The sequence below is a fragment of the Burkholderia sp. 4NA327C6 genome, assembly GCF_005502655.1.
In the GTDB taxonomy this organism is placed as follows: Bacteria; Pseudomonadota; Gammaproteobacteria; order Burkholderiales; family Burkholderiaceae; genus Burkholderia; species Burkholderia contaminans.
Map to the genome: position 1 here is coordinate 21,437 of NZ_SCNZ01000024.1, position 20,027 is coordinate 41,463.

Sequence of the window (20,027 nt, forward strand, 5' to 3'; positions counted from 1 at the left end):
GATCAGCGCAGGAACACGTGCCGCGTGATCTTCGTGAGCGGATAGTGGACGCCCGGCTGGATCTTCGCGGGCAGGTCGAGCGGCTTGAGCAGCATCTTCACGCACATGTCGGCCGACAGGTTGCGCCGCACGAGCGTGCTGATGCGCGCGGCGCGTTCGCGGTTGTACTGGCTGTCGCCGACTCGATCCGGATAACGCACCGCGAACACATGGCGCAGCGCGATCTCCGAATCCTCGTTCTTGATTTCCATCACGCGGCGCGCCAGTGCGCCCAGTACCGCAAGGCGGCCATTGCCTTCGACCTGGTTGTACTTCTTGAAGAACTTGAAGAAGTGCTTGTAGTGGCGCACTTCGTCGGTGCGGATGTTGTCCGTGATTTCCTTCAGCACGGGCTCGTCCGAGCACTCGTTGATCGCGCGATAGAGCGTGGCCGTGCCCGTCTCGACGACGCAGCGCGCGACCATCTCGAGCGCGCGGGTCTTCTCGAACGCCTCGACCTTGCAGGTCTGCGAATACTCGGCGAAGAAGTTCGCGAACGCGGTATCCCAGTCGAACTCCGGCCACACGTGCGCGATGTACGCCTTCAGCGCGCGCCCGTGCTGCAATTCTTCGTGCTCCCATGCATTGTTGAGCCATGCGGAGACTTCCGGATCGTCGTTGAAGAACTGGCTCAGATTGCTCGTGTAGAGATCCGAGCCGCTTTCGATGAACGACGACGCGCACAGCAGCAGCAGCAGATCCTCGTTCGCGGCGGCACGTTGACGATCGATCCGGTTCAGGTCGATGTCCTCGATTCGCCACGGCATCACATGCGTCGTTTTGGTGTCCATGGTGGTGCGCTCCCAGTCGTCGCGCGGGGGCCGGCCCATGCCTTCGGCACAGGCGCCGACCTTCCCGCAGGCGGCGTTTTACTTGCGTTTATAGTGGATTGGTCCGGCCGAACCATGCTGGCATCTTAGCCGGACTTTGATGTTCGTGCTCCAAAGCACTGACCATGCCCGACAAGCGCAGTTCCACGGCGTCTGTTGCCGTTCGTTAGACGAGTCCTTCAAACCGCTTGCGCCCGCCCGGCGATACGGGCGACCGCAAACGAAACGGGCGGCCGCTCGGCCGCCCGCAAAACGCACGACATGCCGGCGAAAGCCGGCGGCAATCCGTCAGAAACCGGCCGCCAGGCCGTCGCGGCGGCTGTCGCTCGCGGCCACGTAGCCGCGCTCGCGATCGTCACGGTCGAGACGCCAGATGAACTGCCCCGAACCAAAATCCATGTAAGGATCGTCGATCGACTTGATCGTATGGCCGCGTGCGGCCAGCGCGTCGACAGTCGCCCGATTCATCGTTGCCTCGACGTCGAGCGTGAAGTCGCGGTTGACCTTCCAGCGCGGCGCATCGCAGGCCGCCTGCGGTTGCTGCCCATAGCCGAGCATCCGCACGACGGTCTGCAGGTGCCCTTGCGGCTGCATGTCGCCGCCCATCACGCCGAAGCTCATCACGGCCTCGGTTCGACCATCGACCTCCTCGGTGACGAACGCCGGGATGATCGTGTGGAACGGCCGCTTGCCGCCCGCGACGACATTCGGCGAAGCCGGGTCCATCGAGAAGCCGTGCCCGCGATTCTGCAGCGCGATGCCAGTGCCGGGCACGACGAGCCCCGAGCCGAAGCCCATGTAGTTCGACTGGATGAAGCTCACCATCATCCCGCGTTCGTCGGCCGCCGACAGGTAGATCGTGCCGCCCGAATGCGGCCGGCCGGCGGCGAAGTGCGTCGCGCGCGCGGGATCGATCAGCTTCGCGCGTTCGGCGAGATACGCGTCGTCGAGCATCTGTTCGGGTGTGAGCTCCATCGCGCGCGGATCGGCGACGTAGCGATAGACATCGGCGAACGCGAGCTTCATCGCCTCGATCTGCAGATGCTGCGAGTCGGCCGAATCGACTGGCCATTCGGTCACGCCCGCATGCTGGGCGATCCCGAGCGCGATCAGCGCCGCGATGCCCTGCCCGTTCGGCGGAATCTCGTGGATCGTGTGACGGCCGAAGCGCTTGCCGATCGGCTCGACCCATTCGGGCCGGTAAGCCTGCAGGTCGGCTGCGGTCAGCGCGCCGCCGCCTTCGCGGGAGAACGCGGCGATGCGCTCGGCGAGCGCCCCCTCGTAGAACGCGCGCGCACCTTCCTTCTGCAGCGTGCGCAACGTCTGCGCATGGCCCGGCAGGCACACGCGCTCGCCCACTTGCGGTGCGCGGCCGTGCGGCATGAAGGTGCCGGCGAAACCCGGCAGCCCCTTGAGTTCCGGCACCGCGGCCGCCCACTTGTGCGCGACGATCGGCGGCACCGCATAGCCGCGCTCCGCGATCTCGATCGCCGGTTCGAGCAGTTCCGCGAACGGCAGCGAACCGAACTTCGCATGCAGCGCTTCCCAGCCCGCGATCACGCCCGGCACGGTGACGGTATCCCAGCCGCGCGTCGGCTTGTTCGCGATGCCGTTGCCCGCCTCGCCGTGGCGCTTGCGGAAATAGTCGACGTTCCATGCGGCCGGCGCGACGCCCGACGCATTCAGCCCGGACAGCCGCTCGCCGTCCCACACGAGCGCGAACGCGTCGCCGCCGAGCCCGCACGACACGGGCTCGACGACCGTGATCGCGGCCGCGGCGGCGAGCGCCGCGTCGACCGCGTTGCCGCCCTTCCACAGCATCCGCAGCCCGGCCTGCGCGGCAAGCGGGTGCGACGTCGACACGACGTTGCGCGCGAACACCGGGATGCGGGTCGTCGGATACGGGTTGTGCCAGTTGAAGCCAGTCATCGGTTCCACCTCGTCGAAAGCTGAATGATCGCGCCGGACGCGCCCCCGCGGACGCGGGCAATCCGCCATTGCAGCGCGATCCGCGTAATCGCACAAATTCATTTGTCACATGAATCCATGCAATTTCTACATGAATATCGGGCAAGCATGCGGGCCGGGCCGGCCTAACGCCGTTGCCGCCCTTACAATACCCGCTCCGTCTCACGACACGACCACCGAGCCATGACCCGAGATCCCCGCCTCACCCTCAACGCGCGCCAGCAGGAATTGCTCGAATGGGTGCAGCGCGACGGCTTCGTGACCGTCGACGATCTCGCCGCTCACTTCGCGGTGACGCCGCAGACGATTCGCCGCGACGTGAACTGGCTGGCCGACCTGAACCTGCTGCGCCGCTACCACGGCGGCGCGAGCCTGCCGACCAGCTCGGAAAACGTGTCGTACACCGCGCGCCAGCGAATGTTCCACGACGAGAAGCGCCGCATCGCGGCGCTCGCGGCGTCGCACATTCCCGACCAGGCTTCGCTGTTCATCAACCTCGGCACGACCACCGAGGAAGTCGCACGCGCGCTGAACCGCCACCACGGGCTGCACGTGATCACGAACAACCTGAACGTCGCGTCGATGATGAGCGGCTACCCCGATTGCGAGGTGCTGATCACGGGCGGCATCGTGCGGCCGTGGGACAAGGGGATCGTCGGCGAACTCGCAATCGACTTCATCCGCCAGTTCAAGGTCGACTACGCGATCATCGGCACGTCGGCGATCGAGGCCGACGGCACGCTGCGCGACTTCGACACGCGTGAGGTGCGCGTGGCCGAGGCGATCATGCAGCATGCGCGCACCGTCTATCTCGTGACCGACCATTCGAAGGTCGGCCGTCCCGCGCTGGTGCGCCAGGGCCACCTGAGCCAGGTGCACGCACTCTTCACCGACAAGCCGCTGCCGCCCGAGATGGCCGACACCGTGGCGGCCGCCGGCACCCAGGTGTACGTCGCCGAGTGACGGCTCCGATGCTGCACCGCACCCGAAACTTCAAGTGAAATCAAGAAGTTGGCGTCGCGAGCAAACCGCTTGCGCACGGCCCGGCTGTCAAAGGGAAAATTAACGGGGACTGATTTGTCGTTTGCCTGCGCGCTCGACTAGACTCCAGTTCCCCGGCCTATTTCGACCGTTCCGCCTGTGCCAGGGCGCGGACGAATGGCATGGCCGGCGAATACAGCTTTCCCCCCAAGCCATACCCCGATGGGTATCGCGCGTCGGCCCGTGCGCCGGCCGCGCGGGCTGACTGGTCGCCATGGAGAGAACGATGCTGAGTCCGCATGAATTCGCCACGCTATTGCTTGTGAAGGATGCTCCCGATCAAACCAACATGGATCGGGACGAAATCGACGCACTGCTCGAACAGCAGCTCGTCCGTCTGGAAGGACTCGGTTCGGGGCGCAAATACTGCGTGACCGAAACCGGCGATGCCGCGCTGCGATCCATCAAGTACCGCTATTCGTAAAACCACACCATTCCTGACCTGACCGCGCCGCCCGGATGCCGGGCCGCGCGGCCATAGCCGCTTCCATCTCGCCACCCCGCCGCATCTGCTTCAGCCGCCGCGCAGCGTCGGATCGACCGCCGCCCGCCAGCTGATGGCCTGCGCGCGCGCACCGTTGAAATACGCGATCCAGCCGGCACGCGCCGCCGCATCGGGCGCCGCATAGTGCGCCGAAAGTTCGTTTACGAACGCACAATAGTTCGCTTCCGTCAGCCCACGGTACCGTTTCGCCACGTACGCGTCATACAGCGTCGAATAGACCGGCTGCGCGTCCGCGCCCCAGTCCCGTGCCGTGCCGCCGCACGACGTCTGCAGGTCGGCGAACGACGGCGTGCGCCAGTTGCCGACGAGCGGCGGCATCCCCGCAGTGCACCCCGCCAGAAGGACGGCGCACACGCCGGCCCACATCCCAATACGCATGATTCACCTCGTGAAACGGTCGATTCCGCCAGTATCGTCCGGGATCTCGATGCGCGCTACTGGCCCCGCTTTATCGAACTTTACTTTTTCGATTTCGTTCGTTAAATTTCGAATTCGAACATTTTCTGTTCACCCATTTCCCTCAGACGATAAGGACAGCAGGTGACCCAACCGAATCGCTACGATCTGCTCGTTGTCGGCGGCGGCATCAACGGCGCGGGCATCGCGCGCGATGCGGCCGGCCGCGGCCTGTCGGTCATGCTCTGCGAGCAGGACGATCTCGCGTCGCACACGTCGTCGTCCAGCACGAAGCTGATTCACGGCGGCCTGCGCTACCTCGAGTACAACGAGTTCGGGCTCGTGCGCAAGGCGCTGCAGGAACGCGAGACGCTGCTGCGCGCGGCGCCGCACATCATGTGGCCGCTGCGCTTCGTGATGCCGCACATGCCGAACCTGCGTCCGGCCTGGCTGATCCGCATCGGCCTGTTCCTCTACGATCACCTCGCGAAACGCGAGCTGCTGCCCGGCTCGCGCGGCATCGACATGCGCCGCCATGCGGCCGGCGCGCCGCTGATCGATTCGATCAAGCGCGGCTTCGTCTATTCGGACGGCTGGGTCGACGACGCGCGCCTCGTCGTGCTGAACGCGATGGATGCGAAGGAGCGCGGCGCCGACATCCTGACGCGCACGAAGCTGGTGTCCGCCGAACGCCGCGGCGACGAATGGGAAGCGCGGCTGCAGCACGCCGACGGCTCGATCCGCGTCGTGCATGCGCGCGCGATCGCGAACGCGGCGGGCCCGTGGGTCGGCGAAGTGCTGAAAGGCGCGCTCGGCCGCGGCGCGCACCACAGCGTGCGGCTCGTGAAGGGTAGCCACATCATCACGCGCCGCCTGTTCGATCACGACCACGCGTACATCTTCCAGAACCCGGACAAGCGGATCATCTTCGCGATTCCGTACGAACACGATTTCACGCTGATCGGCACGACCGACGTCGAATACACGAACGATCCCGCGAAGGTCGCGATCGATCGCGACGAGACGCAGTACCTGTGCGATTCGATCAACCGCTACTTCAAGCGCAAGATCTCGCCGGCCGACGTGCACTGGACCTACTCGGGCGTGCGCCCGCTGCTGGAAGACGAGAACGCCGCGAACGCGTCGGCCGTCACGCGCGACTACCGCCTCGAGCTGGACGACGGCGCGGGCGCCCCGCTGCTGTCGGTGTTCGGCGGCAAGATCACGACGTTCCGCAAGCTCGCGGAAGAAGCCGGCGACATGCTGTGCAACGCGCTCGGCCGCGACGCGAAGACCTGGACGGCCGGTGTCGCACTGCCGGGCGGCGACATCGCGAACGCAAAGTTCGACGCATTCGCCGATACGTTCGCCAAACGCCATGCGTGGCTGCCCGCCGCGCTCGCCCGCCGCTATGCGCGTGCATACGGCACGCGCGCGGAGCGCCTGATCGACGGCGCGAAGTCGCTCGCCGATCTCGGCACCGAAATCGCACCGGGCATCTACGACGCCGAACTGCGCTACCTGCGCGACGCCGAATGGGCAACCTGCGCGCAGGACGTGCTGTGGCGCCGCTCGAAGCTCGGCCTGCACGTCGCGCCCGGCACGCTCGACGCGGTGACCGCCGCGGTCGACGCGTGGTTCGCCGCCGCGCACGCGCCGCACGCCTGACCGGAATGCAGTTGCAGTTGCCGTACCGACGTTGACTCACCGACGCGCCGCCCCACATGCGGCGCGCATCACAACTAAGCCAAATCCACGGATGGAGATGAGAGACATGCAGGATCAGTACATCCTCGCGCTTGACCAGGGCACCACGAGTTCCCGCGCGATGCTGTTCGATCGCCAGGGCAATATCGTATCGATCGCCCAGAAGGAATTCGAGCAGATCTACCCGCAACCCGGCTGGGTCGAGCACGACCCGCAGGAAATCTGGTCGACGCAAGCCGGCGTCGCCGCCGAAGCCGTCACGCGCACGGGCCTGAACGGCACGTCGATCGCCGCGATCGGCATCACCAACCAGCGTGAAACCACGATCGTCTGGGATCGCGAAACGGGCCAGCCCGTCTACAACGCGATCGTCTGGCAGGATCGCCGCACGGCCGACTTCTGCGATTCGCTGAAGGCACAGGGCTTCGAGGCGAAGGTGCGCGCGAAGACCGGCCTGCCGATCGATTCGTACTTCTCGGGAACCAAGATCCGCTGGATTCTCGACAACGTGCCGGGCGCACGCGAGAAAGCCAAGCAGGGCAAGCTCGCGTTCGGCACCGTCGACAGCTGGCTCGTGTGGAACTTCACGAAGCACGAACTGCACGTGACCGACGTGACGAACGCATCGCGCACGATGCTGTTCAACATCCACACGCGCGAGTGGGACAACGAACTGCTCGACATGCTCGACATCCCGCGCAGCATGCTGCCGGAAGTGAAGGCATCGTCGGAAATCTATGGCCACACGAAAACCACCGTGTTCGCGTCGAAGATCCCGCTCGCGGGTATCGCAGGCGACCAGCAGGCGGCGCTGTTCGGCCAGATGTGCACGCAGTCCGGCATGGTGAAGAACACCTACGGCACCGGCTGCTTCCTGATGATGAACACCGGCGACAAGCCGATCGAATCGAAGAACAACCTCGTCACGACGATCGCCTGGCAGATCGGCGACAACGTGCAGTACGCGCTGGAAGGCAGCATCTTCATCGCGGGCGCGGTGGTGCAGTGGCTGCGCGACGGCGTGGGCATCATCAAGTCGGCCGCTGAAATCGAAGCGCTCGCCGCGAGCGTGCCGCACACCGACGGCGTCTACCTGGTCCCTGCGTTCGCCGGCCTCGGCGCGCCGCACTGGAACGCACGGGCGCGCGGCTCGGTATTCGGCGTCACGCGCGGCACGACCTCCGCGCACCTCGCACGCGCGGCGCTCGATTCGATCGCATACCAGTCGCTCGACGTGCTGGCCGCGATGGAAGCCGACTCGGGCATCAGCATCGGCGAGCTGCGTGTGGACGGCGGCGCGAGCGCGAACAACCTGCTGATGCAGTTCCAGGCGGACCTGCTCGGCGTCGACGCGGTGCGTCCGCAGATCACCGAGACGACCGCCCTCGGCGCGGCCTACCTCGCGGGCCTCGCGATCGGCTACTGGAAGAACCTCGACGAAGTGCGCAGCCAGTGGCAGCTCGATCGCCGCTTCTCGCCGTCGATGCCGAAGGAGCAGGTCGAACGCTGCATGTCGGGCTGGCAGCGCGCGGTGCGTGCCGCCAAGGCATGGGCCGACGACGCGCAGTAACCGTCAGGCATCCAGACGAAATACAACAACACCGGCGGACCGCGCAATGCGCGAGTCCGCCGTGACTCAAGAGAGACAACAATGTCACCTTATATTGCAGAATTCATCGGCACGGCGATCCTCGTGCTGCTCGGCAACGGCGCGGTCGCAAACGTGCTGCTTGCAAAGACCAAGGGCAAAGGCGCGGACCTGATCGTGATCGTGATGGGCTGGGCGATGGCCGTATTCGTCGCCGTCTACGTGACCGCGTCGTTCAGCGGCGCGCACCTGAACCCGATCGTCACCATCAGTCTCGCGCTCGCGGGCAAGTTCGCGTGGTCGAAAGTCGGCGGCTACGTCCTCGCGCAGATGCTCGGCGGGATGGCGGGCGCGCTGCTCGTGTGGCTCGCCTATCGCCAGCACTTCGCGAAGGAAGCCGATGCGGACCTGAAGCTCGCGGTGTTCTGCACGGCGCCCGCGATCCGCAGCGTCACGCACAACGTGCTGACCGAAGCGATCTGCACGTTCGTGCTGATCCTCGGCGTGCTGTACCTCGCATCGCCGCAAGTCGGCCTCGGCGCGCTCGACGCACTGCCCGTCGGCCTGCTCGTGCTCGGCATCGGCATCTCGCTCGGCGGCCCGACCGGCTATGCGATGAGCCCCGCGCGCGACCTGTCGCCGCGCATCATGCACGCGCTGCTGCCGATCCCCGGCAAGCGCGACAGCGACTGGCGCTATGCATGGGTGCCCGTCGTCGGCCCGCTGCTCGGCGGCGCCGCGGCGGCCGGACTGTACCTGCACCTGCACGCGATGGCCTGAACGCGGGCCTGTGAAGAAGCGCGCGGCCATCGACCAACGCGCGCTTCGGGAACCGGCTCGTTCGCCTGACCGCCGGCACGCCGGCATAGCGGCGCGGGTATCGCACCCGTGCCGCTTCTCCCCGCCTTCGTACTCGTTCCCTTGCCGTGGCTCGCGCCGGTTGCGCATTGCGCATCGCTTCGCTACGTGCCGCCGCAATCGCCTCCGGCGCTGTACGCCCGAGCAGGCGCGACGCCGCATCGAGCACCGTCACGCGGCACCCGCGCAGTCGCGCCGACGCCGCGACTTCGAGTCGGGAAAATTTGCCGGAGCGTCGCGCGGCGTGTGCGTGAATGCACGTATGATGGCGAATTGATCCGTGTCGCCGACATCCCGCTTTTTCACCACCATGCTCGATCACCTCATCTGCGACTGCGACGGCGTGCTCGTCGACAGCGAAATCATCGCCGACCGCGTCCTGCTCGACACGCTGTCGGCCACGTTCCCGAATCTCGATTTCGAAGCCGCCGCCAAGTCGGCGTTCGGCCAGCAGACGTCGCGCTTCCTGGCGGGAATCGAATCCCGCTTCGGGATCGAGATGCCGGCCAACTTCATCGAGACCATCGAGCACAACATCGAGAGCGCGCTGGCGCAATCGCTCGCGCCGATCTCCGGCGTGCGCGACGCGCTGCTGAAGGTGAGCCTGCCGGCGGCCGTCGTGTCGAACAGCCGGCTCGCGCGCGTGCGCAGCTCGCTGAAGCGCGCGGCGCTCACCGAGATCTTCGGCGATCGCGTGTTCAGCTCCGAGCAGGTGGCGCGGCCGAAGCCCTACCCCGACGTCTACCTGCATGCGGCGCACACGCTCGGCGTCGCGCCGGAGCGCTGCGTCGTCGTCGAGGACAGCGTGTCGGGGCTGAATGCCGCGCGCGCGGCGGGCATGAAGACGATCGCATTCGTCGGCGCGAGCCACATCCCCGACAACTACGCGGACGCACTGCGCGCGATGGGCATCACGCGGATCATGCGCGAGATGGACGAGCTGCCGGCGTTCGTCGAAGCCGGCGTTCGCGGCGAATTCGGGGACGTACAGTCCTGATGGTCCTGCCAGCCCGATCAGGCTGATCGGGCCGATCCGGCGTGCACCGGTTCACCACGCACGCCGGGCCGCGGGCGCACGAACGCGCCCGCCTTCCCCTTCCCCGCACTCAGGCCGGTTCGCAGCAGCGCTCGCGCGCGGCGGCCAGCGCTTCGCGGAACTCGACGAGTTCGGCGATCGTCAGCATCGGCAGGCCGTGCTGTTGCGCGAAACGCTCGACATCGTCGCCGCGCGTCATCGTGCCGTCCGGATTCATCAGCTCGCACAGCACGCCGGCCGGCTTCAGGCCGGCGAGGATCGACAGGTCGACCGTGCCTTCGGTATGACCGCGGCGCGCCAGCACGCCGCCCGGTTGCGCACGCAGCGGAAACACGTGGCCGGGGCGCACGATGTCGTGCGGCTTCGCCCCTTCCGCGATCGCCGCGCGGATCGTCGTCACGCGATCGGCCGCCGATACGCCCGTATGCACGCCTTCGCGCGCCTCGATCGACACGGTGAACGCGGTGCCGTTGCGGCTCTCGTTGGTCTGCACCATCGGCGGCAGCTCGAGCGCACGCACGGTGTCGTCGGTCAGGCACAGACACACGATGCCGCTGCATTCGCGGATCAGCAGCGCCATCGTCTCGGGCGTGATGCGCTCGGCGGCAACGATCAGGTCGGCTTCGTTCTCGCGGTCGTGGTCGTCCTGCAGCACCACGGCGCGGCCTGCGCGCATCGCTTCGAGCGCGGCGGCGATGCGCGGCGGCACCGGTTCGGAATCCAGCAACGGGAGATCGGCAAAGGCGTCGGCGGGTGCCGACGAAACGGACATCAAGGACATGTGAAACGCTCCTCGCAAATACGATTTGGGCGAAAAACGTTCCAGGGCATTGCAAACAGACAGAACGACAACCCGCTTCGCACACATGGCGAAGCGGCCCTGACGGACATGACTATCTGCACATCTTCTCTCATCCGGACTGTGACCGTCGGCTCTGGCATTCGACCAGATCTGCTGACCCCGCGCGGATGCGCGGGCGCTCGCGGGCTCGCCGGCTTACGCCAGCCTACCGCCGGTGGGGAATTTCACCCCGCCCTGAAGACGCACTGATTGCCGGATGGGCCAACCCCATCGACGGCGGGCCAAGCATACAACAGCTGCGCGCGCGGCGCAGCGAACACTGCCTAAAACCTTACTGACGACCCCGTCTAACGGCATCGTCCAGACGGCCGACGGACGACCCGCGGTCTCGCCGAACGACGAGCACGCGGCCCGCTTCCGTGCAGCCTTGCGTTGCGCGGTCAGCCGGCCGCGTGCGCCGTATGTGCCGCATCGGGCACGAGCCAGCGCGGCGGCACCTCGGGGCTCACCGTCACGCGGAATGCGCGCGCCTCGCTGTCGCCCGGGTTGCGCAGGCTGTATGGCTGGTCGGCATCGAACACGATCGCGTCGCCGGTCGCGAGCAACTGGCGGCGGTCATGCACGCTGACTTCGAGCGTGCCTTCGCTGACGACGAGATTGACCGTCGTGCCGGGCGCGCGGCGGGCGCCGGGCTCCGTATGCAGCGGCGCGATCCGCAGTTCGTGGAACTCGGCCGCGGCCGGCTCGCCTTCCGGGTACAGCGCACGCGCCGAGAAGCGGCCGTTCGAGCTGACGACCCGCGACGCGCGCTCGGCCGCCAGGTGCTCGAAGCCGTTCACGGCATGGCGGCGCAGGAAGGCGGCGACCGATACCTTCAGCGCCGCGGCGATCTTGCAGAGCACCTTGATCGACGGCACGCTGCGCGCCGACTCGATCTGCGCGAGCATCGCGCGCGACACGCCGGACAGCCGCGCGAGCGCATCGAGCGACAGTTGCCGCTCGGCGCGCAACCGCGCGAGGTTCACACCGACGACCTGTTCCAGAACGTCGAGCGACGCGGACGCCCGCGCATCGGCGGCATTGCCGGACTCGAAGGAAGACACGTCGCGCACGAGCGCAAGGGGTGAAGACATAGCATTGCCTCCGGGCCGCTGTGCAGCCCTGCATATGGGGTAAGCCGGGATCGGAATCGGGTTGCGCCAGCAACGGCGCGTATCGAGACGCTATCACCCGGTCTTGCACCGGCAAACGAAGTTATCTTCACACCGTTATCAGCATCGCGGAGGAATGCGTTCGTCGCGAACCTTTTCCCGCCGCTATCGCGTCGCGCAGGCGCCGCGTTGCACGGCTCATTGCGCCGCCGGCGCCGTGCCGCGCGCCGGCCCGCGCGCGTCGAGCCGCATCGCAAACCACGTGACGACGAGCGCCGCGAACGTCACCGCAACGGCCACCCAGGGCAGCGCATCGAGCGCCAGGCCATGTTCCAGCGCAAGGCCGCCGAGCCACGCGCCAAGCGCATTGCCGACGTTGAACGCGCCGATGTTCAGCGTCGATGCGAGATGCGGCGCGCTCGCGGCCTTCTCGACCACGTGCGCCTGGAGCGGCGGCACCGTCGCAAATGCGGCGATCCCCCATACGAACACGGTGACGGCCGCCGCGACCGGATGGTGGCTCGTCTTGGCGAACACGACCATCACGGCCATCAGCGCAACGAGGATCGCGATCAACGACGGCATCAGCGCGCGGTCCGCGAGCTTGCCGCCGAGCGTGTTGCCGATCGTCAGCCCCGCGCCGAACAGGACGAGGATCAGCGCGACCGCGCGCGGCGAATAGCCCGACACGGACTGGAGAATCGGCGCGATGTACGTGAACACGACGAACACGCCGCCGAAGCCGAGCACGGTCATCAGCAGCGCGAGCCACACCTGCGGCTCCTTCAGCACGCGCACTTCGTGGCCGAGGCCGACCGGCCCGCTGTCGTGGCGGTTCGGCACCAGCGCGGCGACGCCGCCGAGCGACAGCACGCCGAGCGCGGCGACGATCCAGAACGACGCGCGCCAGCCGAGCAACTGGCCGACGAAGGTGCCGAACGGCACGCCCAGCACGTTCGACAGCGTGAGCCCCGTGAACATCAGCGCGATCGCGCTCGCACGCTTGTCGGCCGGCACGAGCGACGCGGCGACCACTGCACCGATCCCGAAGAACGACCCGTGCGCGAACGACGTGACGACCCGCGCGACCATCAGCATCGCGTAGCCGGACGCAGTCGCGCACAGCACGTTGCCGACGATGAAGATCGCCATCAGCAACTGCAGCGCGGCCTTGCGCGGCATGCGGCTCGTCAGCACCGCGAGCAGCGGCGCGCCGGCCGCGACACCGAGCGCGTAACCCGTGACCAGCAGGCCGGCAGACGGCAGCGACACGGCCAGGTCGCGCGCGACCTCGGGCAACAGGCCCATGATGATGAACTCGGTGGTACCGATGGCGAAGGCGCTGATCGCAAGCGCCAGTAACGGAATGGGCATGGGGTTCTCCGGAAGGCGGCGGACGCGGCGCCCGGTCGGTGCCGCACCGCACAAAAGGCAGGATGTGCGCATTGTCCCGAAGATGCCGATATTTGATAATTGGCTTGGCGTTTGAACCATTTTCAAATATTTCTGGAAAATCGCATGGATCGACTGGGCGATATCCGGCTGTTCGTCGAGGCGGCCGAGCTGGGTAGCCTGTCCGCCGCGGGGCGCAAGCTGAACCTCACGCCGGCCGCCGCGAGCGCGCGCCTCGCGAAGCTCGAGGCGGCGGTCGCCACCCGGCTGTTCGACCGCTCGACCCGGCAGTTGCGGCTCACCGACGAGGGCCGCCTGTACCTGAACGGCTGCCGGCAGGCGTTGCAGGCGCTCGACGACGCGAACGCGCTGTTGCAGGCCGGCCGCAACGTCGTCGGCGGCCGGGTACGGCTGTCGGCGACGTCCGATTTCGGCCGCCGCCGGCTGCTCGACTGGCTCGACGAATTCACCGCGCGCTACCCGAACGTGACGTTCTCGCTGACGGCGTCCGACTCGACGGCGAACCTGTGGCAGGACGAGATCGACCTCGCGATCCGCTTCGCGGCGCCGCCCGATGGCGCGCTGGTCGCCCGCCGGCTCGCCGCGGACCGGCGCGTGCCGTGCGCGGCGCCGTCGTTCATCGAACGCCACGGCGTGCCGAGTGATCCGGAAGATCTGGCCCGCTTTCCGTGCAACGTGATCACGGTGGCGTCCGGCCCGATGAACACGTGGCGCTTCACGCGCGGCGACGACACACAAACCTGCACGGTACCGCTCGCCACCGCGTTCGAGACCAACGACGGCGGCCTCGCCCGCGAGTGGGCGCTGCGCGGCCGCGGCATCGTGCTGAACTCGATCTGGGATGTCGCCGACGACATCCGCGCCGGGCGGCTCAAGGTCCTGCTGCCGGACTGGCGGCACCAGAGCGCAGCGCTGCACGCGATCTATCCGGGCAAGCGCTACATGGCGCCGCGCGTGCGCGTGCTGCTCGACTTTCTCGCCGAACGCTTCGCGCGCGAGGAAGCCGCGCACGAAGACCTGCTGAACGCGTGCCGCTGACGGTCGGCGCACCGCCGCCAAGGGGTCGGAACCTGGAGCCCGGCGTCGCGCGGCCGCAACCCGCCTCCCGTCCCGGCCGGCACGAAAAGCTATAATGAAAGGCTTTCCCGACGGCTTCTCATGCTGGCTGCGCGCCATCCGCGTGCAGCGCACGGCCGTCCCGATTCACCCTCTAGACGACGCCCCCAGGTCAACCACTGCGAACGGCGACCCCCCATGACCAAGAAAGTTTACGTAAAGACCTTCGGCTGCCAGATGAACGAGTACGACTCGGACAAGATGGTGGACGTGCTGAATGCGGCCGAAGGCCTCGAAAAGACCGATACGCCGGAAGACGCGGACATCATCCTGTTCAACACGTGCTCGGTGCGTGAAAAGGCGCAGGAGAAGGTGTTCTCCGATCTCGGCCGCGTGCGCGAGCTGAAGGAAGCGAAGCCCGGCCTGCTGATCGGCGTCGGCGGCTGTGTCGCGAGCCAGGAAGGCGCATCGATCGTGTCGCGCGCGCCGTACGTCGACCTCGTGTTCGGCCCGCAAACCCTGCACCGCCTGCCGCAGATGATCGACGCGCGCCGCGAGAGCGGCCGTGCGCAGGTCGACATCTCGTTCCCCGAAATCGAGAAGTTCGACCACCTGCCGCCCGCGCGCGTCGAGGGGCCGAGCGCGTTCGTGTCGATCATGGAAGGCTGCTCGAAGTACTGCAGCTACTGCGTGGTGCCGTACACGCGCGGCGATGAAGTGTCGCGCCCGCTCGACGACGTGCTGACCGAAGTGGCCGGCCTCGCCGACCAGGGCGTGCGCGAAGTCACGCTGCTCGGCCAGAACGTGAACGCGTATCGCGGCGCGCTGGCGGCCGGCTCGTCCGAAATCGCCGATTTCGCGACGCTGATCGAATACGTCGCCGACATCCCCGGCATCGAGCGGATCCGCTACACGACGTCGCACCCGAAGGAATTCACGCAGCGCCTGATCGACACCTACGCAAAGGTGCCGAAGCTCGTGAGCCACCTGCACCTGCCCGTCCAGCACGGCTCCGACCGCATCCTGATGGCGATGAAGCGCGGCTACACGGTGCTCGAATACAAGTCGGTGATCCGCAAGCTGCGCGCGATCCGCCCCGACCTGTCGCTGTCGACCGACATGATCGTCGGCTTCCCCGGCGAGACCGAGGACGATTTCGACAAGATGATGGCGCTCGTGCACGAGATGAGCTACGACACCAGCTTCTCGTTCATCTACAGCCCGCGCCCCGGCACGCCGGCCGCGAACCTGCACGACGACACGCCGCGCGAAGTGAAGCTCAAACGCCTGCAACATCTGCAGGCGACCATCGAGGAAAACGTCGCGCGCATCAGCCAGTCGATGGTCGGGAAGGTCGAGCGGATCCTCGTCGAGGGCCCGTCGCGCAAGGACCCGAACGAACTCGCGGGCCGCACCGAGAACAACCGGGTCGTGAATTTCCCGGCGCCGCTCGCGTCGCACCCGCGCCTGATCGGCCAGATGATCGACGTGAAGATCAACCATGCGTACCCGCATTCGCTGCGCGGCGAGCTCGTGCTCGTGAGCGACGACGCGAGCGCGGCCACCCACTGACTGACGCTCAACAGGAGCCCGACGCCACTTTGAAGCCGACCCAAGCACTGGAATTCGTCGCGCCGCGCGACGACAACGCGCGCCTCGCCAACCTCTGCGGCCCGCTCGACGAGAACCTGCGGCAGATCGAACAGGCGCTCGACGTCACGCTCGCGCGACGCGGCCACCGGATCGCGATCCGCGGGCGCGGCGCCAAGCTCGCGCTCACCGCGCTCGAGAACTTCTACAACCGTGCGCGCGATGCGCTGTCGGTCGACGACATCCAGCTCGCGCTGGTCGAAGTGCGCCACACGTCCGGCAACGGCCGCCAGGACACGCTCGACGTGCGCTTTCGCGGCGACCCCGACCATCCGTTCGACGAGCCCGTCGTCCAACTCGACGCCAGCGAGCCGGACGAGGAGCCCGCGCCGAAGCTCTACACGCGGCGCGCCGACCTGCGCGGCCGCACGCCGGCGCAGCGCGAGTACCTGAAGCAGATCCTGCAGCACGACGTGACGTTCGGCATCGGGCCGGCCGGCACCGGCAAGACCTACCTCGCGGTCGCGTGCGCGGTCGACGCGCTCGAGCGCGACCAGGTCAAGCGGATCGTGCTGACGCGCCCGGCCGTCGAGGCCGGCGAGCGGCTCGGCTTCCTGCCGGGCGATCTCGCGCAGAAGGTCGACCCGTACCTGCGTCCGCTGTACGACGCGCTGTACGACCTGCTCGGCTTCGACAAGACGGCGAAGATGTTCGAGCGCCAGATGATCGAGATCGCGCCGCTCGCGTACATGCGCGGCCGCACGCTGAACCACGCGTTCATCATCCTCGACGAGGCGCAGAACACGACGCCCGAGCAGATGAAGATGTTCCTCACGCGGATCGGCTTCGGCTCGAAGGCAGTCGTGACCGGCGACACGAGCCAGGTCGACCTGCCGCGCGGCCACAAGAGCGGCCTCGTCGAGGCGCAGCAGGTGCTCGGCGGCGTGCGCGGCATCGCGCTCACGCGCTTCACGAGCGCCGACGTCGTGCGCCATCCGCTCGTCGCACGCATCGTCGAGGCGTACGACGAATTCCACGCCCAGCACCAGGACGGCTGACCGGCCGGCGGCACCTGTACGCCGCCCCGGCCTGACAGCCCGGCCCGGCCCGCCAGACGGCGCGCCGGGCTTTTTTTTCGCCGGTGCCAATTCGGGTGCGATCGGCCGTTTGGTGTATCCTCAACGCGTTCTAATCGCCGCACGCGTCATGAAATCCTCCCGTTCCCGCAAGTCCGGGCGCGCTCAGTCCGCCGCGCCCGCCTCCCCCCGCCTTTCGCTGTTCGATGCGAAGGGCAAGGCCCGGACCGTCAACGCACAAGGGCTGCGAATCGACTTCCCGGATGGCCGCAGCCTGATGTTCGACCTGTCGGGCAGTTCGGGAGAAGCCGCCGTCGCGATCGTCGCGCAGCACAACGATCCGGCCATGCGCGCAAAGCTCGCGCTGCAGCCCGAGCACTACGACAGCGTGACGCTGCACGTGGGCGCCGAGCCCGCCCCGCGCGAAGACGACACCGAAGACGCGCTGCGCGAGCCGGAGCTCGACCTGTCCGTGCAATACGGTGACGAAATCACGAGCGACGTGCGCAAGACGCTACCGAAGCGCAAGCTGATCGCCGAGTGGATCGAGCCGGCGCTGTTCGCCAGCGCGCAGCTCACCGTGCGCTTCGTCGGCGAGGAAGAAGGCCGCACGCTGAACGCCGGCTACCGCCACAAGGACTACCCGACCAACGTGCTGACCTTCGCGTACGACGCGGCGCCAGACGGAACCGTGATCGGCGACCTCGTGCTGTGCTGCCCGGTCGTCGAGAAGGAAGCGCACGACCAGGGCAAGCCGCTCACGGCCCACTACGCACACCTGCTGGTGCACGGCGCGCTGCATGCGCAGGGCTACGACCACGAGACGAGCGACGAGGACGCAGCCGAAATGGAAGCGCTCGAAGTCGACATCCTCGCGAAGCTGGGCTTCCCGAACCCGTACCAGTAAGCCCTCCGCACGATGCGCAACGTCGCGACGATCCCGCCCGCCTACCCGCCGTCGATCGGCGACGGGCGCCTGCTGACGGAAGACGAGCTCGCGGCTTCGCTCGCGCACACGATGCGCGACTGGGACGGCCAGCAGGATCTGTGGCTGTTCGGCTATGGCTCGCTGATCTGGAACCCGGGGTTGCCGACCGTCGCCGCCGTGCGCGGCAAGGTGCACGGCTATCACCGCGGGCTCTACCTGTGGTCGCGCGTGAACCGCGGCACGCCCGAACGCCCGGGCCTCGTGCTCGCGCTCGATCGCGGCGGCTCCTGCTCGGGCATCGCGTTCCGGCTCGCCGGCCCGACCGCGCAACCGCACCTCGAAACGCTGTGGAAGCGCGAAATGCCGATGGGTTCATACCGGCCCGCGTGGCTGCCATGCTCGCTGGAAACCGGCGAACGCGTGAACGCGCTCGCGTTCGTGATGCGCCGCGACGCGCCCACCTACACGGGCAAGCTGACCGATCCCGTCGTGAAGGAAGTGTTCGGCTGCGCGGCCGGCCGCTACGGCACGACGCTCGACTACGTGAGCCGCACCGTCGATGCGCTGCGCGCGAGCGGCATCCCCGATCGCGCACTCGAAGGGCTGCTCGCGCGATGCCGGTGACGCGGCACGGCGCCCGGCTTGCCGCTACGCGCTGCCGCGCCGCATGCGCATTCGAACAAGGACACGCTCGATGAAACCGTCACGCTGGTCGCATTGCAAGATTGCCGCGCTGATCGTCGCCGCGAGCGTCGCGCTGTCCGGCTGCGGAATCCTGGGCTGCGGCGGCGCCGCGACCAACGGCGCGGCCGCCGGCGGCTGCTCGGCCGGCATGCGGTTCTGAACCGCGGCGCGGCGGCAAAACCCGCGTGCGTCAGAATGCCGCCACGGGCCGCCTCCGCAGGACCTTTTCGCGCATCACGGCGCCCCGCCCCTTCCGCACCCGATTTTTGCCGCCGCTGCCTCGCCGCGCCTTTCTGAGATAGGATGGAACCGAGGACGGCGTCGCACCCGGCGCGGCCGTCCGCGAGCGGGGCCTGCGCAAGCTGCCCACCCTGGCCGAGCGGCCGGTGTGACACGGTCGCGTCGTGCCCTTGGTGTATCCTTGCCTACTCCGTGACCGCGCGCTCCGGCATGACCCGGGCGCACCACCATGAACGATTCGTATCCCAGTCGTAAGCTAACCGACAAACCGCAAGAAAAGCGCTCGCTCCTCGAGCGCCTGACCGACTTCATCTCGCCCGAGCCCGAATCCCGCGGCGAGCTGCTGGAAATCCTCCAGGACGCCCACGAGCGCAACCTGATCGACGCCGATTCGCTGTCGATGATCGAAGGCGTGTTCCAGGTATCCGACCTGTGCGCACGCGACATCATGGTGCCGCGCGCCCAGATGGACGCGATCAACATCGCCGACAAGCCCGAAGATTTCATCCCGTTCGTGCTCGAGAAGGCGCACTCGCGCTACCCCGTGTACGAGGAGAACCGCGACAACGTCATCGGCGTGCTGCTCGCGAAGGATCTGCTGCGTTTCTATGCCGAAGAGGAATTCGACGTGCGCGGGATGCTGCGCCCGGCCGTGTTCATTCCCGAATCGAAGCGCCTGAACGTGCTGCTGCACGACTTCCGCGTGAACCGCAACCACCTCGCGATCGTCGTCGACGAATACGGCGGCGTCGCGGGCCTGATCACGATCGAGGACGTGCTCGAGCAGATCGTCGGCGACATCGAGGACGAATACGACTTCGACGAGGAAGCCGGCAACATCATCTCGGGGCCCGACGGCCGCTACCGCGTGCGCGCGCTCACCGAGATCGAACAGTTCAACGAGACGTTCGGCACCGATTTCCCCGACGACGAAGTCGATACGATCGGCGGGCTGATCACGCATCATTTCGGTCGCGTCCCGCATCGCGGCGAGAAGCTGCAACTCGGCAACCTCGTGTTCGAGATCCAGCGCGGCGATGCTCGCCAGGTCCACGTACTGCTGGTACGCCGCAATCCGCTCGCCAGCCGTCGCGCCGAAGCCTCGCACGAGGACTGACC

At 67.4% G+C, this 20,027-nt stretch carries 19 protein-coding genes and 1 riboswitch; of the genes, 13 read left to right on the plus strand and 6 right to left on the minus strand.

Annotated elements, in window-relative coordinates; all coding sequences use genetic code 11:
* Window positions 1-2: 2 nt before the first annotated feature.
* Both FFS49_RS23335 and FFS49_RS23340 read right to left on the minus strand, forming a co-directional pair.
* Window positions 3-830 (minus strand): ferritin-like domain-containing protein, encoded by an 828-nt coding sequence (locus FFS49_RS23335; protein ID WP_039360322.1) that lies wholly within the window; start codon window positions 828-830, stop codon window positions 3-5.
* 327 nt (window positions 831-1,157) lie between these two features.
* Window positions 1,158-2,798: a gamma-glutamyltransferase family protein gene (locus FFS49_RS23340; protein WP_105819020.1), complete on the minus strand. Its 1,641-nt coding sequence runs from the start codon at window positions 2,796-2,798 to the stop codon at window positions 1,158-1,160.
* A 222-nt stretch (window positions 2,799-3,020) separates the two neighbouring features.
* Here FFS49_RS23340 and FFS49_RS23345 point away from each other — a divergent pair, with 222 nt between their 5' ends.
* Both FFS49_RS23345 and FFS49_RS23355 read left to right on the plus strand, forming a co-directional pair.
* Window positions 3,021-3,800 (plus strand): DeoR/GlpR family DNA-binding transcription regulator, encoded by a 780-nt coding sequence (locus FFS49_RS23345; protein ID WP_006493999.1) that lies wholly within the window; start codon window positions 3,021-3,023, stop codon window positions 3,798-3,800.
* A gap of 304 nt (window positions 3,801-4,104) precedes the next feature.
* The gene (locus tag FFS49_RS23355) at window positions 4,105-4,302 is read left to right on the plus strand and encodes a hypothetical protein (protein ID WP_006751304.1); all 198 of its coding nucleotides are present in this window, start codon (window positions 4,105-4,107) and stop codon (window positions 4,300-4,302) included.
* A 90-nt stretch (window positions 4,303-4,392) separates the two neighbouring features.
* Here FFS49_RS23355 and FFS49_RS23360 read toward each other — a convergent pair whose 3' ends face one another.
* The gene (locus FFS49_RS23360; RefSeq protein WP_039360001.1) at window positions 4,393-4,761 is read right to left on the minus strand and encodes a hypothetical protein; all 369 of its coding nucleotides are present in this window, start codon (window positions 4,759-4,761) and stop codon (window positions 4,393-4,395) included.
* 162 nt (window positions 4,762-4,923) lie between these two features.
* Here FFS49_RS23360 and glpD point away from each other — a divergent pair, with 162 nt between their 5' ends.
* From glpD to FFS49_RS23380, 4 genes are all read left to right on the plus strand, one after another.
* Window positions 4,924-6,447, plus strand: coding sequence for a glycerol-3-phosphate dehydrogenase (glpD, locus tag FFS49_RS23365; protein WP_105819021.1), 1,524 nt, complete (start codon window positions 4,924-4,926; stop codon window positions 6,445-6,447).
* 106 nt (window positions 6,448-6,553) lie between these two features.
* Window positions 6,554-8,056, plus strand: a complete 1,503-nt coding sequence (gene glpK / locus FFS49_RS23370) for a glycerol kinase GlpK (RefSeq protein WP_039360007.1) — start codon at window positions 6,554-6,556, stop codon at window positions 8,054-8,056.
* Window positions 8,057-8,137: 81 nt separating this feature from the next.
* Entirely contained in the window at window positions 8,138-8,854 is a 717-nt protein-coding gene (locus tag FFS49_RS23375; RefSeq protein WP_039360010.1) for an MIP/aquaporin family protein, read from the plus strand.
* A gap of 388 nt (window positions 8,855-9,242) precedes the next feature.
* The gene (locus FFS49_RS23380) at window positions 9,243-9,929 is read left to right on the plus strand and encodes an HAD-IA family hydrolase (protein ID WP_105819022.1); all 687 of its coding nucleotides are present in this window, start codon (window positions 9,243-9,245) and stop codon (window positions 9,927-9,929) included.
* Between the two features lie 109 nt (window positions 9,930-10,038).
* On the opposite strand, the gene ribB is transcribed toward FFS49_RS23380, so the two are convergent.
* The 3 genes from ribB to FFS49_RS23395 form a co-directional block, all read right to left on the minus strand.
* Complete coding sequence (ribB, locus tag FFS49_RS23385; RefSeq protein ID WP_039360016.1) at window positions 10,039-10,749, minus strand: 3,4-dihydroxy-2-butanone-4-phosphate synthase; 711 nt, start codon at window positions 10,747-10,749, stop codon at window positions 10,039-10,041.
* Window positions 10,750-10,867: 118 nt separating this feature from the next.
* A riboswitch (FMN riboswitch) is annotated at window positions 10,868-11,016 on the minus strand.
* Window positions 11,017-11,210: 194 nt separating this feature from the next.
* Window positions 11,211-11,903 carry an XRE family transcriptional regulator gene (locus FFS49_RS23390; RefSeq protein WP_039360019.1) on the minus strand — a complete coding sequence of 231 codons (693 nt, stop codon included), beginning with the start codon at window positions 11,901-11,903 and terminating at the stop codon, window positions 11,211-11,213.
* Between the two features lie 216 nt (window positions 11,904-12,119).
* Window positions 12,120-13,295: an MFS transporter gene (locus FFS49_RS23395; RefSeq protein ID WP_105819023.1), complete on the minus strand. Its 1,176-nt coding sequence runs from the start codon at window positions 13,293-13,295 to the stop codon at window positions 12,120-12,122.
* Between the two features lie 144 nt (window positions 13,296-13,439).
* Between FFS49_RS23395 and FFS49_RS23400 the strand changes: the two genes are divergently transcribed.
* From FFS49_RS23400 to FFS49_RS23425, 7 genes are all read left to right on the plus strand, one after another.
* Entirely contained in the window at window positions 13,440-14,372 is a 933-nt protein-coding gene (locus FFS49_RS23400) for a LysR family transcriptional regulator (RefSeq protein ID WP_105819024.1), read from the plus strand.
* 216 nt (window positions 14,373-14,588) lie between these two features.
* Entirely contained in the window at window positions 14,589-15,962 is a 1,374-nt protein-coding gene (gene miaB, locus FFS49_RS23405) for a tRNA (N6-isopentenyl adenosine(37)-C2)-methylthiotransferase MiaB (RefSeq protein WP_039360028.1), read from the plus strand.
* A 29-nt stretch (window positions 15,963-15,991) separates the two neighbouring features.
* Window positions 15,992-17,038 carry a PhoH family protein gene (locus tag FFS49_RS23410; protein WP_039360031.1) on the plus strand — a complete coding sequence of 349 codons (1,047 nt, stop codon included), beginning with the start codon at window positions 15,992-15,994 and terminating at the stop codon, window positions 17,036-17,038.
* Window positions 17,039-17,186: 148 nt separating this feature from the next.
* On the plus strand, window positions 17,187-17,963 hold the full coding sequence (gene ybeY, locus FFS49_RS23415) for an rRNA maturation RNase YbeY (protein ID WP_039360036.1): 777 nt from the start codon (window positions 17,187-17,189) through the stop codon (window positions 17,961-17,963).
* Between the two features lie 12 nt (window positions 17,964-17,975).
* Window positions 17,976-18,608, plus strand: coding sequence for a gamma-glutamylcyclotransferase (locus FFS49_RS23420; protein WP_039360039.1), 633 nt, complete (start codon window positions 17,976-17,978; stop codon window positions 18,606-18,608).
* A gap of 70 nt (window positions 18,609-18,678) precedes the next feature.
* Window positions 18,679-18,828, plus strand: coding sequence for a hypothetical protein (locus FFS49_RS42085; protein ID WP_171026821.1), 150 nt, complete (start codon window positions 18,679-18,681; stop codon window positions 18,826-18,828).
* Between the two features lie 309 nt (window positions 18,829-19,137).
* The gene (locus FFS49_RS23425) at window positions 19,138-20,025 is read left to right on the plus strand and encodes a transporter associated domain-containing protein (RefSeq protein ID WP_039360042.1); all 888 of its coding nucleotides are present in this window, start codon (window positions 19,138-19,140) and stop codon (window positions 20,023-20,025) included.
* Window positions 20,026-20,027 lie beyond the last annotated feature (2 nt).